Source organism: uncultured Photobacterium sp. (genome assembly GCF_947502415.1).
In the GTDB taxonomy this organism is placed as follows: domain Bacteria; phylum Pseudomonadota; class Gammaproteobacteria; order Enterobacterales; family Vibrionaceae; genus Photobacterium.
Genome location: NZ_CANMZV010000013.1, coordinates 1 through 16,867, shown reverse-complemented (window position 1 = coordinate 16,867; position 16,867 = coordinate 1). Strand labels below are relative to the sequence as shown.

The 16,867-nt window shown below is 50.4% G+C and carries 15 protein-coding genes and 1 tRNA gene; 5 read left to right on the top strand and 11 right to left on the bottom strand.

What is annotated here, in order from left to right:
• Positions 1-101 precede the first annotated feature (101 nt).
• Positions 102-635, top strand: coding sequence for a hypoxanthine phosphoribosyltransferase (gene hpt, locus Q0852_RS14355; protein WP_299019065.1), 534 nt, complete (start codon positions 102-104; stop codon positions 633-635).
• A 121-nt stretch (positions 636-756) separates the two neighbouring features.
• On the opposite strand, the gene can is transcribed toward hpt, so the two are convergent.
• The gene (gene can, locus Q0852_RS14350; protein WP_299019063.1) at positions 757-1,410 is read right to left on the bottom strand and encodes a carbonate dehydratase; all 654 of its coding nucleotides are present in this window, start codon (positions 1,408-1,410) and stop codon (positions 757-759) included.
• A 352-nt stretch (positions 1,411-1,762) separates the two neighbouring features.
• Between can and Q0852_RS14345 the strand changes: the two genes are divergently transcribed.
• Complete coding sequence (locus Q0852_RS14345) at positions 1,763-2,686, top strand: ABC transporter ATP-binding protein (protein ID WP_299019061.1); 924 nt, start codon at positions 1,763-1,765, stop codon at positions 2,684-2,686.
• On the top strand, positions 2,683-3,453 hold the full coding sequence (locus Q0852_RS14340; protein ID WP_299019060.1) for an ABC transporter permease: 771 nt from the start codon (positions 2,683-2,685) through the stop codon (positions 3,451-3,453). Before Q0852_RS14345 ends, Q0852_RS14340 begins: the two co-directional genes overlap by 4 nt.
• 74 nt (positions 3,454-3,527) lie before the next feature.
• Here the strand turns inward: Q0852_RS14340 and panC are convergent, their stop codons facing one another.
• The 8 genes from panC to thpR form a co-directional block, all read right to left on the bottom strand.
• The gene (panC, locus tag Q0852_RS14335; protein ID WP_299019058.1) at positions 3,528-4,412 is read right to left on the bottom strand and encodes a pantoate--beta-alanine ligase; all 885 of its coding nucleotides are present in this window, start codon (positions 4,410-4,412) and stop codon (positions 3,528-3,530) included.
• A gap of 10 nt (positions 4,413-4,422) precedes the next feature.
• On the bottom strand, positions 4,423-5,217 hold the full coding sequence (gene panB / locus Q0852_RS14330; protein WP_299019057.1) for a 3-methyl-2-oxobutanoate hydroxymethyltransferase: 795 nt from the start codon (positions 5,215-5,217) through the stop codon (positions 4,423-4,425).
• A gap of 25 nt (positions 5,218-5,242) precedes the next feature.
• Positions 5,243-5,728: a 2-amino-4-hydroxy-6-hydroxymethyldihydropteridine diphosphokinase gene (gene folK / locus Q0852_RS14325; RefSeq protein WP_299019055.1), complete on the bottom strand. Its 486-nt coding sequence runs from the start codon at positions 5,726-5,728 to the stop codon at positions 5,243-5,245.
• On the bottom strand, positions 5,725-7,146 hold the full coding sequence (gene pcnB, locus Q0852_RS14320) for a polynucleotide adenylyltransferase PcnB (RefSeq protein ID WP_299019053.1): 1,422 nt from the start codon (positions 7,144-7,146) through the stop codon (positions 5,725-5,727). Before pcnB ends, folK begins: the two co-directional genes overlap by 4 nt.
• 55 nt (positions 7,147-7,201) lie before the next feature.
• Entirely contained in the window at positions 7,202-8,086 is an 885-nt protein-coding gene (gluQRS, locus tag Q0852_RS14315; RefSeq protein ID WP_299019051.1) for a tRNA glutamyl-Q(34) synthetase GluQRS, read from the bottom strand.
• A 75-nt stretch (positions 8,087-8,161) separates the two neighbouring features.
• Entirely contained in the window at positions 8,162-8,611 is a 450-nt protein-coding gene (gene dksA / locus Q0852_RS14310) for an RNA polymerase-binding protein DksA (protein WP_299019049.1), read from the bottom strand.
• Positions 8,612-8,741: 130 nt separating this feature from the next.
• Entirely contained in the window at positions 8,742-9,452 is a 711-nt protein-coding gene (gene sfsA, locus Q0852_RS14305) for a DNA/RNA nuclease SfsA (RefSeq protein WP_299019047.1), read from the bottom strand.
• 34 nt (positions 9,453-9,486) lie between these two features.
• Entirely contained in the window at positions 9,487-10,047 is a 561-nt protein-coding gene (thpR, locus tag Q0852_RS14300; RefSeq protein ID WP_299019046.1) for an RNA 2',3'-cyclic phosphodiesterase, read from the bottom strand.
• 140 nt (positions 10,048-10,187) lie between these two features.
• Between thpR and hrpB the strand changes: the two genes are divergently transcribed.
• Positions 10,188-12,656, top strand: a complete 2,469-nt coding sequence (gene hrpB / locus Q0852_RS14295; RefSeq protein ID WP_299019044.1) for an ATP-dependent helicase HrpB — start codon at positions 10,188-10,190, stop codon at positions 12,654-12,656.
• Positions 12,657-12,766: 110 nt separating this feature from the next.
• Positions 12,767-15,226: a penicillin-binding protein 1B gene (mrcB, locus tag Q0852_RS14290; protein WP_299019042.1), complete on the top strand. Its 2,460-nt coding sequence runs from the start codon at positions 12,767-12,769 to the stop codon at positions 15,224-15,226.
• Positions 15,227-15,274: 48 nt separating this feature from the next.
• Here the strand turns inward: mrcB and Q0852_RS14285 are convergent, their stop codons facing one another.
• Both Q0852_RS14285 and Q0852_RS14280 read right to left on the bottom strand, forming a co-directional pair.
• A complete protein-coding gene (locus Q0852_RS14285; protein ID WP_299019040.1) occupies positions 15,275-16,531 on the bottom strand; it encodes an HD-GYP domain-containing protein in 1,257 nt (418 codons plus the stop codon).
• 259 nt (positions 16,532-16,790) lie between these two features.
• A tRNA-Thr gene (locus Q0852_RS14280) sits at positions 16,791-16,866 on the bottom strand.
• Between the last annotated feature and the right edge of the window lies 1 nt (position 16,867).

The following is a 16,867-nucleotide window of genomic DNA, read 5'->3' as shown; positions in this document are numbered from 1 at the left end:
TCGATAAAATAACTATCTATTGGTAATGAGTGTTAGAATAGAATTCCGTTGAGATTGATAGCCTGCAGGCGGCTGGTTGGGTCGTTCTGATGGAGAAAAAGATGAAGCATACAATTGAAGTAATGATTTCTGAGCAGGATGTTCAGGCACGGGTAAAAGAGCTAGGACAGCAGATCACTGAGTGTTACAAAGATTCTGAGAATCTTGTGATGGTTGGCCTACTACGTGGTTCTTTCGTGTTTATGGCCGATTTGGCGCGTGCTATTGAGCTTCCTCATGAAGTCGACTTCATGACTGCATCAAGTTATGGCAATACCATGGAAAGTAACCGTGATGTTCGCATCCTGAAAGATCTGGATGATGACATTAAAGGTAAAGATGTCCTGCTGGTGGAAGATATCATTGATACCGGGAACACTCTGAACAAAGTTTGTGAAATCCTGTCGCTGCGCGAGCCTAACTCAATCCGAATTTGTACGCTGCTTGATAAGCCGGAGCGTCGTGAAGTTAAGGTTGACGTTGCATGGATTGGTTTTGAAATCCCTGACGAATTCGTTGTTGGCGTAGGTATCGACTATGCCCAGAAATACCGTCACCTGCCATTCATCGGCAAAGTTGTACCGCAGGAAGACTAATATACCTCAGAAAGGCTAATATCTTAGTCGGAAGGTGTCAGATTTAGAAAAAGCGACCGTGAGGGTCGCTTTTTTATTGTCATTCTAAAACCACCGCCTATGGTGGTTGGGGGAGGAAAGCTTACCCGACGGTTGGTAGGATTGAAACCATGGCTTTCTGGTAGGCCTCTTCCAGGCCTTCACTGCTGGTAGCTGCCACACCCAGGTCTCGAAGTACACCGTCGCCGATACCGTAGATCCAGCCGTGAATTTTGATTTTCTGGCCACGTTCCCATGCCTGCTGCATGATGGTGGAGTTACCCAGATTATAGACCTGGGTAGCAACGTTGATCTCACACAGTTTGTCGCTCCATTTCTCTCGTGGCAGAGTGTTGAGCTCCGGGCGATATTTCAGGTAAAGATCGCGGATGTGGAGCAACCAGTTGTTGATCAGGCCAAGTTTAGGGTTATCTATCGCCGCTGTAACGCCACCACAGCCGTAGTGACCGCAGACAATGATATGCCTTACCTTTAGGACGTCGACGGCGTACTGTACGACTGAGAGGCAATTTAGGTCGGTGTGAATGACTTGGTTGGCAACATTGCGGTGGACGAATAGCTCACCGGAGTCCAGGCCGGTTAAACGTTCTGCAGGAACCCGGCTGTCGGAACAGCCAATCCATAAGTATTCAGGGCGCTGGCCTTTTTCAAGATGAGAAAAGAACTCTGGATTTTCTTCCTTAATATTCTCTGACCAAGAGAGGTTATTTGCGAATAGCTGCTTAATATCTGCCATGATGATGCCTTTCTTTGATACATTCTTATACCAATCGGTAAAAGTATATGCCTATATTTGCGAGACAATATGCCGCTGAGGCAAAGTACTTGGGGAAACAAATATTCAATTTCTTTCCTAATCAGGCACTGCCGTACAGCAGTCATTATCTTTGTTCTTAAATTACAACAAATCGCAGTGATAATGCTTAATACGTTTTCTGATGGGTTTTTCCAATTCACATAACTATCAGGCCTGAATTAGCTGGGATTGATAGTTATGAAAACTAGCTCCACTATACACAAGCTGGCTAGATAGCAAATCGGATTAGTTGTCCGGATGAAGAAAATTTCTAACATAAAGATTGCATTTTATGAACGCATTGGAAATAAAAAGTGTAAGTAAAATTTATAAAGGTGGTGTTCAGGCCTTAAAAAATATCAGCCTGAATGTCGAGGAAGGGGACTTTTTTGCTTTGCTCGGACCGAATGGAGCGGGTAAGTCCACCACCATCGGGATCATCAGCTCGTTAGTTAATAAGACGTCGGGAACAGTAAACGTGTTCGGCTACGATCTGGATACCCAGAAGGTTGATGCCAAAAATCAGCTCGGTTTGGTGCCGCAGGAGTTTAACTTTAATCAGTTTGAGACGGTCGAGCAGATTGTGATTAACCAGGCGGGTTATTACGGTGTCGAACGACCTTTGGCAAAGGAGCGGGCTAAGAAGTACTTAAGCCAGCTGGATTTATGGGAAAAGCGTAACGAGCGGGCCCGTAATCTGTCAGGCGGGATGAAACGTCGTCTGATGATTGCCCGTGCACTGATGCATGAGCCAAGGCTATTGATCCTTGATGAGCCGACGGCGGGGGTTGATATTGAACTGCGTCGCTCGATGTGGGATTTCCTGCGTGAGATTAATCGTCAGGGCGTGACTATCATTCTGACTACCCACTACCTGGAAGAGGCTGAAATGCTGTGCCGTAATATCGGTATCATCAACCAGGGCGTACTGATTGAAAATACCAGCATGAAGACGCTGCTGGGTAAGCTGGAAGCAGAAACCTTCATTCTGGATGTGAGCTTGCACGGTAATAAGCCTGAGCTGAGCGGGATTGAATGGAAGTTGCCGGATAACCATACCTTAGAAGTCAGTATTTCAAAGGGTGAAAGCCTCAACGAGGTTTTCTCGCAGCTGACTCAGCAAGGGATTGAGGTGAAGTCGATGCGTAATAAAGCCAATCGCTTGGAAGAGCTGTTTGTTACCCTGGTGGCACAGAGCAAAGGAGAGCAAGCATGAAGCGACAGTACTGGATCGCTTTTAAAAGTCTGATCATTAAAGAGATCAATCGCTTTGCCCGGATCTGGGTACAGACAATGGTACCGCCGGCGATCACTATGACTCTATATTTCATTATCTTCGGTAGTCTTATCGGTAGCCGGATCGGTGAGATGGGTGGTTTTACTTATATGGAGTACATTGTGCCCGGCCTGATCATGATGTCAGTGATCACCAACTCCTACTCCAATGTTGCCTCATCATTTTTCAGTGCTAAGTTCCAGCATAATATCGAGGAGCTGCTGGTAGCGCCGGTGCCTAACTATGTGATTATTGCCGGTTATGTTGGAGGTGGTGTACTACGTGGCCTCGGCGTGGGCTTTATTGTTTCTGTTGTCTCGTTGCTGTTTGTTGATCTGCAGGTTGCCCATTTCGGGGTGGTCGTGGCGACGGTACTGATGACATCGGTCGTATTCTCACTCGGTGGGCTGATTAATGCGGTTTATGCCAAGACGTTTGATGACATTAGTATTATCCCAACCTTTGTGCTGACCCCGCTGACTTACCTGGGAGGCGTTTTCTATTCGCTGAGCCTGTTGCCGGAGTTCTGGCAGGGGGTATCCAAACTTAATCCGATCGTCTATATGGTCAATGCGTTCCGCTATGGTTTCCTCGGCGTGTCGGATGTGGGAATTGGGACGTCATTTGCAGTGCTGGGTATGTTTACTATTGCGCTGTATAGTTTTGTGTATTACCTCATTTCCCGCGGTATTGGTTTGCGTTCTTAGTGAATTGATGGACGTTAGACATAAAAAATCCCAGCTCACGAGCTGGGATTTTTTATTTGCTACTTTGCTTTCGGCTACGATTCAGCTGAAGGCTCTGCCGGGGCTGGCGGTGTTAGATCGACAATCTGGTTGTCAATCAGTCGTGCTTTGCCCAGGTAGGCAGACATCAGGATCACAGCTTGCTGGCTTTCTTCGCCAACCAGCTGCAGGGTCACGGCATCACGGATATAAATTTCATCCGGTTGCAGGCCTGCGGCACGCAGCTGATCGCTGGCATCGACCACGATTTCGGCGTAATCGGTACGGCCGCCGCGCATCTGGCTGCTGATCCAGCGCATGGAGCGGGCCAGAACCGGCGCACGCTGACGCTCATCAACAGTCAGCAGGCCATTGCGAGAGCTCATTGCCAGGCCGTCCATCTCACGTACGGTCGGTACGCCGATGATTTCGATATCCATCGCCATATCGCTGACCATCTGGCGGATCAGGGCCAGCTGCTGGTAGTCTTTCTCACCGAAGCAGGCAACATCCGGCTGGACAATATTGAACAGCTTAGTTACTACGGTCGACACACCACGGAAGTGGTTAGGACGAAGCGCTCCTTCCAGCATAGTGGACAGGCTTGGAACCTCGACATAAGTCTGGCGATCCAGACCTTTCGGGTACATCACTTCTGGTGTCGGTGTAAAGACGAGATCAACCGCTTCGGCATTTAGTTTGGCCAGATCATCCTCAAGGGTACGCGGATAGTTGGTCAGGTCATCAGCTTTGTCGAATTGCATTGGATTGACAAAGATACTGACAACAACAATATCAGCCTGCTCGCGGGCTTTGCGAACCAGTGTAAGGTGACCTTCATGCAGGTTGCCCATTGTTGGAACAAAGGCGATACGGCGGCCTTCACGGCGCCAGGATCGTACTTGCTCCCGGATTGGGGCAATCTCAGCGAATGTTTGCATCTTTAATTCCTTACTCAAAGGTATGCTCTGGGCCCGGGAAAGTCCCGGCCTCGACATCTTCTAGGTATTTGGTGACAGCCGCACGCATCTCACCGGTTTCTGCCAGGTAGTTCTTTGAGAAGCGTGGTATATAGTTGGCGGAGATACCGAACATGTCATGCATCACCAGGATTTGGCCGTCGGTCGCGTTACCGGCACCGATACCAATCACAGGTACTTCGACAGCTTTAGTAATGCGTTCAGCCAGACGGGCCGGTACACATTCAAGCAAAATGATTTGTGCGCCTGCATTTTTCAACAGGATAGCATCTTTTACCATCTGTTCAGCGTGGTCAGAGTCACGTCCTTGAACTTTGTAGCCACCAAAAATATTGACTGACTGCGGTGTCAGGCCCAAGTGGGCGCATACAGGGACGGCACGCTCTGCCAGCTTGGAAACTGTTTCGGCCAGCCATGCTCCGCCCTCCAACTTAACCATGTTGGCTCCGGCGCGCATTAGTTCGGCGGCATTTTCACAGGCCTGTTCCGGGGTGCTATAGCTCATGAACGGCATGTCGGCCATCAGAAGCGAATTCGGGCTACCGGCGCGAACGCAGCGGGTGTGATAGGCGATGTCCTGAACGCTGACTGGCAGGGTATCAGGTTTGCCTTGTAATACCATGCCCAGTGAGTCACCGACCAGCATAACCGGGACTTCCTGTTGTTCGAATAACTGGGCAAAGCTCGCATCGTAAGCGGTAACAGATGCAAATTTACGACCTTCCTGCTTCCATTTCATCAGGTCGTTGATAGTAATTTTTTTCATAATCTTTTCTCCCTAAAACAATGCCTTATGAATCCCAGACTGTCAGGCTATTGCGATCTACCTGGATCAGTAAGCTCTTAAGTGCTGTCTGATCTGGCAGGATTAAATCAGGGGCAATTTCTGCCAGCGGGTAAAGTACGAATTCGCGCACTTTCATGCCGTAGTGCGGAACGGTCAGCCGCTCACAGTCTTGTACCAGGTCGCCATACAGGATGATGTCGAGATCCAGGGTCCTAGGGCCCCAGCGTTCGGCTTTGCGAACCCGGCCATGCTCCAGTTCGATAGTCTGGGTTTGATCGAGCAAAGCAAGTGGCGACAGGGTGGTATCGATTGCAACAACAGCATTGATGTAGTCGGGTTGGTCCTGTGGCCCCATAGGGGTACTGCTGTACAGGGATGATTCGGCGACGACGTCGATGCCCGGCACTTTTTTCAGTGCCGCAATCGCATTGCGGGCCTGGGTGACGGGATCACCCAGGTTGCTGCCAATTGCAATATAAGCTCGGATCATGATGATGATTTCGCTTGCGGTTTCTTACGGCGCTGAGGACGACGACGGCGTGGGCGGCGCTGGCCTCCGTTACCTTCGTTGATCTGCTGGACCATTTTGCTGCGTTTGTTGCGGTCGGCAGACTGGAACTCACGCCACCAGCTTGCCAGTTCGGTAATGTCGCCGCCTTCGAAGTGGCCGCGCATTTCAAGAAAGTCGTAGGCTGCACGGAATTTCGGGTGCTCGAGCATTTTGAAGGCACGTTTACCGGTGCGACGGCTAAAGCGCATTTGCTGTTGCCAGATATCGCGGATAGTCGTAGTGAAACGGCGAGGGATCGCAATCGTCTTCACCTGCTCGTCCAGGATATCGTTAGAAGCAACCATGAAGGCGTCATAGTATGACAGGCCACTGGTGATCGAGATTTCCTCAGCACGGGTCACCATTGGGTACCACAGCATTGCGGCAAACATAAAGGCCGGGTTAACGCGTTTTTCTTCGACGATGCGCTTGTCTGTGGCTACCAGGATATGTTCAATCATCTGCTCAGTCTGGCTGTCTTGCTCTTCGGTAAAGTGCTCGGACAGTAGCGGGAACAGTTGCTGGAACAGATTGTGTTCACGCATCAGCTTGTAGGTTGCCTGGCCATTACCCGATTGGAGCAGCTTCAGGCTCTCTTCGAACAGTCGAGCTGCAGGAATATCCTGTAGGAGCGTTGATAGCTGGTGCATTGGCGCTGCGGTATTGGCTTCAATATCCATGTCCAGCTTGGCGGCAAAGCGCACGGCACGCAGCATCCGTACTGGATCTTCTCGGTAGCGGGTTTCCGGATCGCCCATCAGGCGGACAATGCGGTTTTCCAGGTCATGGACGCCATTAGCATAGTCGCTGACGGTAAAGTCTTTGATGCTGTAGTAAAGGGCATTGATCGTGAAGTCACGGCGTTCGGCATCTTCCTCGATGGTGCCGTAGACGTTGTCACGCAATAGCATGCCTTCTTGGCTTTGAGCCGAAATTTGCTGTTTGTTGCTAATATTTGGTTTGGCATCGGCGTGATGGCCGCGGAACGTTGCCACTTCAATTACATCACGGCCAAACAGGATATGCGCCAGGCGGAAGCGACGGCCGATCAGGCGGCAATTGCGAAATAGCTTCTTGATTTCTTCCGGCGTTGCATTGGTGGCGATATCAAAATCTTTTGGTTGTTTGTTTAGTAACAGGTCACGAACACCGCCACCGACAAGGTAGGCGTCATAACCGGCCTTATTGAGGCGATAAAGTACCTTCAGCGCATTTTCGCTGATATCTTTACGTGAAATGCCGTGCTCTTGGCGTTGAAAAACTTGCAAAGCTTGCTCCTCGTTAGCGGGAGTACTACTGTCGCGATTCAATACCTTACGGCAAAAGCTGGCTACTCGATTAAAGATAATACACCTCATTTTTATGGATCGGGTTCAACAAACAGCCGCATATCATATATCACGGCAAGCAATTTTAGAATGCTAGTGTGATCGCTGTCGTCTTGGGCAGCTGGTCAACATGCCAGTGTTGGGCTCCCCATTTCAGGATATCGTCCAGGCTGCAGGCCATCAGGTCGGCTGGCGGGTTCATCCCGAGAAACGTCATTGCTTGGAGCAAGGCTGGCTTAGGGTTAGCCTTGTCGATAGCTGGCGCATGGTTTTGCTTCGACAGCTTGCTGCCATTGTCGGTAACAGCTAGCGGTAAATGCAGGTAGCTGACTTCCGGGTGTTGCAACAGGCGATAAAGGCTAATTTGCCGACCGGTAGGTTCTATCAGATCGGCTCCACGTACGATCTCGGTAATGCCTTGCTCTATATCATCGAGCACGACAGCCAAGTTGTAGGCAAAGAGCCCATCGCGGCGGTGAATGATGAAATCTTCACGGGCTAGGGGCCCGGGGATTTCAATCTGGCCATGGAGTTTATCGTAAAAATGGGTAACAGGCGTAGTAACTTTTAGCCGAACAGCGCTATTGGTGGCATGTTGGTTCAGTTCTCGGCAGGTTCCCGGGTAATAACCGCCGGCAAGTTTGATTTGCTTACGGGTACACTGGCAGTAGTAAGCCTCTTGGTTACGTAGCCAGTCATTAATTTGGGCCAGATAGGCATCGTGGCGTTGGCTTTGGTACATGACAGTACCATCCCACTTCAGGCCGTAAGCTTCCAGGGTGCGCAGGATATCATCGGCGGCGCCGGGCATTTCCCGCGGCGGATCCAGATCTTCCATGCGGACCAGCCAGGATCCTTGTTGCGATCTGGCCTGGAGGTAGCTGCCCAGTGCCGCGATCAGGGAGCCAAAATGCAATGGGCCTGACGGGGAAGGGGCAAAGCGTCCGATATAATGGTTTTCTGTACTCATAAACAAATCAGCAAAAATGAAAGAGGGAGCATCCGCTCCCCCTTATAACTGGTGGTTGGCAATAATACCGCAGTATTAGCCAGCCATCTGCTTTTCTTTGATCTCTGCAAGTGTTTTACAGTCAATACACAGTTCGGCTGTTGGGCGAGCTTCAAGACGGCGGATACCGATCTCGATACCGCAAGAGTCACAAAAGCCAAAGTCATCGTCTTCGATGCGCTGAAGCGTTTTTTCAATCTTCTTGATCAGTTTACGCTCACGGTCACGGTTACGCAGTTCTAGGCTGAACTCTTCTTCCTGTGCTGCGCGGTCAACGGGATCTGGGAAGTTGGCTGCTTCATCTTGCATGTGGTTTACAGTACGGTCAACTTCTTCGCGAAGCTGATTGCGCCATGCGTCAAGAATCTTACGGAAGTGCTCTAGTTGCGCTTCTCCCATATACTCTTCGCCAGCTTTTTCCTGATACGGCTCGACCCCAGCAATAGCCAGGATGCCTAGCGATTTTTTACCTTTGCTCTCTGGCATATAGCATCTCCTAATATACCTAATAACCGTCACTGGTTAAATTTGGGCGGTAATCTATAGCAGAAAGGATAATTGGAGGCAATTGCTGCATATATCCTATTGTATACCAATGTGAAGAAAGCATCATTTTTCACGAAGTTTGGCGGAATTCTATACAGTTATCCAAGTAGAGTTCGTTCTGATCCAATACCGCTTTGTAACAGATGATCTCTACACCGGCCTTTTCTGCTTGTTTAATCAACTTATGATAGTCCGGGTCTATATGGTGCGCCGCGAATAAATTTTCAATCCCTGAATGCAAAATAGCGAAAAAAAGTACGGCCCTGTCTCCGCGTTGCGCCACTTCCATCAGCTCCCGAAGATGCTTCTGGCCCCGGGTTGTGACTGCATCGGGGAAAAAGCCTTGCTTATTCTCCAGCAGGGTGACGCTCTTTACTTCAATGTAGCATGGTGGCTTGTCATTATCGGTTAGTAGGATGTCTATCCTGCTGTTTTCACTACCATACTTTACTTCTGTTTTAAGTGATGAATAGCCTTGCAGTTCTGTGATGGCTTTCTTGTTAATTGCTTCTTCGACCAGGCGGTTGGCCTGGGCGGTATTTACACAAATCCAGTGCCCTTTTTTTGTCTGAGTTAGCTCCCAACTATTGGGGTACTTTCGTTTCGGGTTATCCGAAGTGGAGTACCAGACTGTGCAGCCTGGCTCGGCACAGCCCGTCATTGCGCCGGTATTGGCACAATGAATCGTTTTAACCTCGCCGTTAGGAAGCTTGATATCGGCAAGGAAGCGCTTGTAGCGTTTAATCAATGTAGCAGCCTGTAACGGTGGGTCAAATTTCATTCCGTGTCCTGATTGTTAGGTTATCTTATTGGAGCTAGGTGCGGGCGAGGGGCCACTGTTGAAGGCAGCGGTATTCGACGCCCGAACCATATGTTGTCTGGCATGGTTGAGAAATATACAAGCCAAAGTGTTGAAAGTGAAAGGTAAATATGGGGCTATCTGGCATCGGTTCTGGGCGGCGTGGTACCTGTTTTTTCAGGGTTATGTGGGGAGCATAGTCACGTTCATCCTGAGTCAGCCCTACCTGGAGTGCGGCTTGTTTTAGCTCTGAAGCCAGCCGATACAGGGGCTCTGGTACGTTTTCGCTGCCGAGCCAGAGTATTTTACTGCGCTTCCAGTAACGGAAAGTTGAGCAACTGAGTGAAAATGGCGGAATGACAATTTGCTTGGCTAGTGCGGACAGCTGAGTTTTTTGTTCCGGGTTTACCTGTCCGAGGAAAGCCAGGGTGAGGTGTAGGTTGCTGTTGGGTACCCGGTGTCCCCCTTCTGGCAACTGGCTGGAAAAATGGCATAGCTGGCGAAATGCTTGCTTGTTTTCCGCCGGGGAATCTAGGGCTAGGGCAAAGAAGAGGCGTTCGCTATTCTTATTCATCATAAGTCGACCTAGTTGATAAGTATCTAAAATTGATAGTGTGGCAATGATTGCATATTGACCGGATAAATGTTCGGTTTGGTATATCACTTTCTTGTACAATATCTTTCAGCTTAATTTGAATATGACACAAGGTTTTCACATTGTCACAGCTGCCTATTGATGCCGTTCTCACTCCGCTGCTTGAGCAGCTTCAGTTTTGTTCCCAGCTTATTTTGAAGGCACCGCCCGGGGCGGGTAAGTCGACCCGGTTGCCGTTGGCTATTTTGCAGCAAGGTGGTATCGGTGGGCGAATTGTGATGTTGGAGCCGCGTCGTTTGGCTGCACGAAACATTGCCGGTTATCTGGCATCCCAGCTTGGAGAATCTGTCGGACAGACGGTTGGCCTGCGGGTTCGTGGCGAAACCCGGGTCAGTGCTGCTACCCGGCTTGAAATTGTCACTGAAGGTGTTATGACCCGCATGTTGCAGCAGGATCCAGAACTTGAAGGTATAGGGCTGCTGATTTTTGATGAATTCCATGAGCGCAGTATCCATGCAGATACTGCGCTGGCGCTGGCTTTGGAAGTGCAGGAAGCGCTGCGTGATGATCTTAAATTGTTGGTGATGTCGGCTACTCTGGATGCCGAAGCGCTGACAACCTTGATGCCGGAGGCGGGATACATTGAATCTGAAGGTCGTTGTTATCCGGTTGAGCATCGCTACAAAACTGTGGCAGATAGCCAGCAACTGGTCGACAGTACTGCCCGTGAAGTAGTGAATTTGCTTAATGCCGAGTCAGGTTCGATGCTGGTGTTTTTGCCAGGTGCCGGAGAAATCCGTCGGTTGGCTGAGTTATTGGAAGAAAGAGCTGGCTCAGATGTGCTGGTTTGTCCTTTATACGGGCAGCTCAGTACCGGTCAGCAGCAACAGGCAATAACTCCAGCCCCGAAAGGTAAGCGTAAAGTGGTGCTTGCGACGAATATTGCCGAGACCAGTTTGACTATTGAAGGGATCCGGATGGTGGTGGATTGTGGTCTGGAACGGGTATCAGTGTGGGATCCGAAAACCGGGATCAGTCGGCTGGAATCTGTCCGTATTGCTCGATCATCAGCTGAGCAACGTGCTGGTCGTGCCGGACGTTTGGAGCCGGGGATATGCTTGCGTCTTTATAGTGAGGAGATGCTATCAAGGCAGCCTGCAACTCCGCAGCCAGAAATTCTGCGGGCGGATCTGACCAGCCTGGCAATGGAGTTGGCGCAATGGGGCTGTAGTGAAGCCAGTGAGTTACGCTGGCTGGATCTGCCCCCAGTCCAGGCGCTGACTCAGTCGCGCCGTTTATTGCAAAGTCTGGGGGCGATGGACTCACGCTACCAGTTGACAGATAAGGGCAAGCAAATTCAGCAGCTTGGCGCTGAACCGCGCCATGCTGCGATATTACTGATGGCAAAGCACCAGGGAGCGGCGGCAATGACGACAGCCGCTATGCTGGTAGCCTTGCTGGAAGATCCGCCGCGCGGAATGAATAACCCGGATCTGCACTTTCAGCTTAACTTGCTGGAAGCGGGCAAATTGCCGCGTAGCAGACAGTATCAACAGCGGGCTAAACAACATCTGGCTAAGTTGACCGACATTAAGTCTTCGGGGCTGCGTGTCGCGCCGGAGTGGATTGCGCCGCTGATGGCGGCTGGTTTCCCGGATCGAATAGCCCTTTCACGAGGTCGGGACGGCCGTTATCAGCTGGCAAATGGTCAGGGAGCGATGCTGTTGCCAGATGAGCCGATGGCTGATGAAGCAATGCTGGTGGTCGCCGATGTGGTGAAAACCCGCCAGGGGGACAGCCGGATTTTTTCAGCCATTGCTGCTGATAGTGCGCAGTTACAGGCGTTACTGCCACAGTTATTTATCGAGCGGGAATGGTTCGATTGGGATGACAAAAAAGGGCGTTTAACCGCGGAAAATCATCTATGTTGTGGCCAGCTGATCTTACTGCGAACACCAATGGGTGAACCTGATCCGGCTAAGGCCAGCGAAGCGCTACTCAATGCTATTGTCCGTAAGGGGCTGACCGTTTTGCCGTGGAATAGCAGTGCAGAAAGTTTGTTAGTCAGGGCTCGTTGCGCTGCCGAATGGCTGCCTGAGCTTGATTTACCAGCGATGGATGAAGCTAGCTTGTTGGCCGAGGCTGACCAATGGCTGCTGCCATTTATGCATGGGATGAAGACTCTAAAAGCGCTTGATAAACTTGATTTGGTCTCGGCTCTGGAAGCGCGGCTAGGGTGGGAGCAAGCTAAGGCCATGGAGGCGGCATTACCGACTCATTATCAGGTGCCGACCGGTTCGCGTTATCCTATTCGTTACCAGCCCGGGCAAAAGCCAGTATTGGCGGTTCGAATGCAGGAAATGTTTGGCGAGAAAACATCACCTCAGATTGCTAATGGTAAAGTGGCGGTGGTCTTGGAGCTACTTTCTCCGGCCCAGCGTCCGTTGCAAATCACTCAGGATTTGGCTGCTTTCTGGCAAGGCTCATACCGGGATGTACAGAAAGAGATGAAAGGGCGTTATCCCAAACATGTTTGGCCGGATGATCCTGCCAGTCATGCGCCGACACGAAAAACCAAAAAGTACATGTAACCTATTGTGGCAGCTTTGCTCTAGATGAAGTGGCCAGCAGTTATTGCTCCCTGTTGTAAAGGATAGTTATCCGAGGCGGGGAGCTGATTTCGGGAATGAAGAAAAAGCACATGATGAAGTTGCCAGTTCGCCTTGCCGCGCCTGCACCCAAGAAGCCGGGAACCAAGAAACCAGGTGCAACTAAGAAGCCTGGAGAGAAGAAACCTACCGCCACTCGGCGTAAGAGTTCGACTAAGACTCCGGCAAAGAAACGAGCGGCCCGTAGCGGTAAAAAGGAAAATACCAGGAAGAAGACCTCGGGGCTGCCTGGTTGGCTGAAGTGGTTGCTTGGCTTTGGGCTAAAGGTGACGATTGCGGTCGTTGCGGTATTGCTAGTGGTCGGTATTTACCTGGATAACGTTGTCCGTGACAAGTTTGACGGTCAGCTCTGGAATCTGCCAGCGGTGGTGTATGGCAGGGTTTTGAACTTGCAACCGGATCAGTCGATGACGCTGGATGAGGTTCGCAGGGAGTTAGACTTACTTCAGTATCACAAAGTCAGGACGCCGCAGCGTATTGGTGAATATTCATCATCTTCGACCCGCATTGAATTGACCCGTCGACCTTTTGAGTTTGAAGATGGCCATGAGGGCGCTCGCCATGTGATGCTGAGCTTTGCCGACAATGAGCTTAAGAGTATCAAGGAAGTGGGTAGCCAGCGTCAGCTTGGCTATTTGCGTATCGAGCCGAAAATGCTGGGGATGCTGGGCACGAAGGAAGGCGAACAACGGATATTCTTACCAAGGGAACGTTTTCCTGAGGTGCTGGTCGATGCTTTGTTGGTAACCGAGGACCGCGACTTTTACCATCATGAAGGGGTTTCCCCACTGGCTATTGTGCGAGCCTTGCTGGTTAACCTGAAAGCCGGCCGGACAGTGCAGGGCGGTAGTACCCTGACTCAGCAGTTAGCCAAGAATATCTTCTTGTCTCGTGAGCGTACGCTGCTGCGTAAGCTGAGCGAGGCCTATATTGCCCTGATCATTGATTATCGTTACAGCAAGGATCGGATCCTCGAAGCTTACCTGAATGAGATATACCTGGGGCAGGATGGCGGTAAAGAGGTGCATGGTTTTGCTCTTGGTGCCCGGCTGTACTTTGGTCGACCGCTGCAGGAGCTGCGTATCGACCAGCAGGCTTTGCTGGTGGGGATGGCGAAAGGCCCTTCTTATTACAATCCTTGGCGTAATCCAGAGCGTGCCCGGCAGCGCCGTGACCTGATCCTTCGTCTGATGATGGATAACGGTATCCTGAATGGTGCCCAGTATGAGCAGGCGGCTTCCCGTCCGCTGGACGTACAGCGTCGCCCAATGATTGCCAGCCGCCAGCCCGCATATTTCCAGCAGCTGCAGCGGGAACTGAAGCAGAAAGTGGGGGATAACTTTACCCCGGGTGTTGGCTTGAGGGTGTTCAGTACCTTAGACCCGCTGTCGCAGAAGAAAGCTGAAGAGGCGGTAATGGCAATGGTACCGAAGCTGAATAAGAAAGCGAGAATCAAGGTTGAGACGGCTTTGGTTGCCGTAGACCGCCAGAGCGGTGAAATCCGGGCGATGATAGGCGGTAGCCGTCCGGGTTATGCCGGTTTTAATCGGGCGCTGGATGCAAGCCGGCAGATTGGCTCACTGGTGAAACCAGCCGTTTATCTGGCTGCCCTGCGCAAGCCTGAGCAGTTTACGCTGGCAACGACCGTAGACGACAAGCCGATTGAACTTAAAGGAAGCCGGGGAACGGCCTGGAAGCCGCGTAACTATGACCGTAAGTTCCGAGGTGAGGTGCCATTGTATTATGCGTTAGCGAAATCGCTGAATGTGCCTACGGTTAACTTAGGTATGCAGGTTGGGCTGGAACAAGTTATTAATACTATGGTGCAGTTGGGTGTTAATAGGAATGAGATCCCTAAATTGCCATCCATCTTGTTGGGGGCATTTACCCTGACGCCTTATGAAGTCACTCAGATGTACCAGACGGTAACCAGCGGAGGACGCAAGGCGGAACTGACCGCGCTGCGAGCTGTTGTTGACCAGCAAGGGAGCTTGCTGTTTCAGAGTTATCCCAAGGCGAAGCAGGTTGTTCCACAGCAAGCTGCTTGGTTAACAACCTATGGTTTGAAAAATGCTGTCAGCCAGGGAACCGCGCGTTTCCTTCAGCCGAAGTTTGGCTGGGCTGCGCTGGCCGGTAAAACCGGGACAACGGATAAGACAAGAGATAGCTGGTATGTCGGTGTCGACGGACGTGAGGTTGTTACTGTGTGGGTAGGGCGTGATGATAATAAGCCGGTTAACCTGACGGGATCTGCTGGTGCGTTGCGTCTTTATAGTAATTACCTGGAACGTCGTCACCCAGAGCCGCTGCGCCTGACGTGGCCGAAAAAGCTGGCGACTGTGAAGTATAACCGCCTGGCAAACGGAACGTTGACGATGGACTGCGCAGGTAAGCAATCACTGCCTGCCTGGGACAAGGATGGTGTGTTGCGTTCACGTTGTAATGGCAGTAAGCCTGCAGGCTGGATAAAAGACATGTTCAGTTGGAAATAAAAGTGGTTCGATAAAAAATCGCCCGGTTAAGACCGGGCGGTTTTTTGTTTAGTCGTCGGGATCGAAGTAGAACGAGATCCTGACTCGAGGGTTTAGGTAGTCGTGAACCTGCTCCGGCAGCTTGTGCGGCGCGATTGCTTGTTCAATCCTGAGGCCACTTTCTTCGAGATCGAGGATCGGTGCTTCGTTGGAAGGTACCGATGGGTCATATAGCAGAACGTTCGGGAACAGTAGGCTCTCTGAGTTTACTGAAATGACTAAGCCGAGCTGCTGGTTGGAAAGCTGTACGACACTGCCTGGCGGATAAACGCCCATCAGGCGGATCAACAAGGCCAGATAGTCATTGTTGTACTGTTCTTTTTTGTTTTTGAATAAGTAAGACAGAGCGCTATATGGAATTCGGGCTTTGGCTGGGTCCAGTGGGTGGCAAAGGTTGTCATAGGCATTAACCACCGCGACTAGCTGCGCATTATCATCAATTTGCTCACCTTTGAGTTGTTTCGGGTAACCACTGCCATCCAGCAGTTCGTGGTGCTGGATCAGGATCGGTTTTGCTGCATTGGGAAAGCTTTCCGTCAGATTCGCCAAATCGAGACTGTATTTGGTATGCATCTTCAGGTAATTATCTTCCGGCTCTGTCAGCGGTGTTGTCTTGCGGGTAATTGCCGTTGGTACCTGGAGCTTGCCCATGTCATGGAATAGTGCTCCCAGTGCGATTAACTTGATTTCATCGGCAGATTTACCGCTGGACTTTGCCAGCATCATTGACATGATCGCGACATTTAATGAGTGGAAGTAGATATCTTCCGATTCTTTTGAATCGTTCATTAGATGGAGTGCGACACTGTCGGCTTCCATCAGCGCATCAACCATCTCTTCGACCAGGCTTTCTGCTTCTTGTATCGCCGTTACCGGACGACTCTTTATCTTGCCGACGATAGAGCGCAGCTGAGACATAGAACGACTGAAGTTCTCTTCGCAGCGTTGCAGTTGGCGTTTGTAATTTTTGAGTCGGGTGATCCTGCCTTGTTTCTCTTTCCATAGCTTTTCAGTTTGCAGGTTAAGAAAGTGGCTTTCATCTTCAGTCAGGGCTTCAACTGGCGTTTCAGGGGCCAGCGGATTGGTATCGCTTTTTTCCGGGATAAGGTAGACAAACTTAACCCCGAGATTCTTAATTAGGCGAATCTGTTGGTGATCTTTGATCTTGAAATGGTTCAGTAGAAAAGGGTGATCAGTCCATTGCAAGGGGAGCTTAATGTATAAACCTTCGGTTAAGCGCTCTACTGATAGTTTTATATTTGCCATTATATTCAGCGCAACCTGTTATTTTATCGTTTGACACCTGTAGGGTTCTTTTTTCACAGTTTGCGCGTTTCAATTTATTGCAGGATGAATCACAAGCACAAGCATAGCTTTAAGTGTGGTGACTCATTGAAACTGGTGGCATTCTGCTTAATGGTATTATTGTAAACTATATCTTGATAGTGACCCAATATGAAATTCGGTGAGATGTGGAAAGTTACAGACGAAAAAAAACCTCATCATATGATGAGGTTTCAAAGAGTGGTGCCGACTACCGGAGTCGAACTGGTGACCTACTGATTACAAGTCAGTTGCTCTACCTACTGAGCTAAGTCGGCA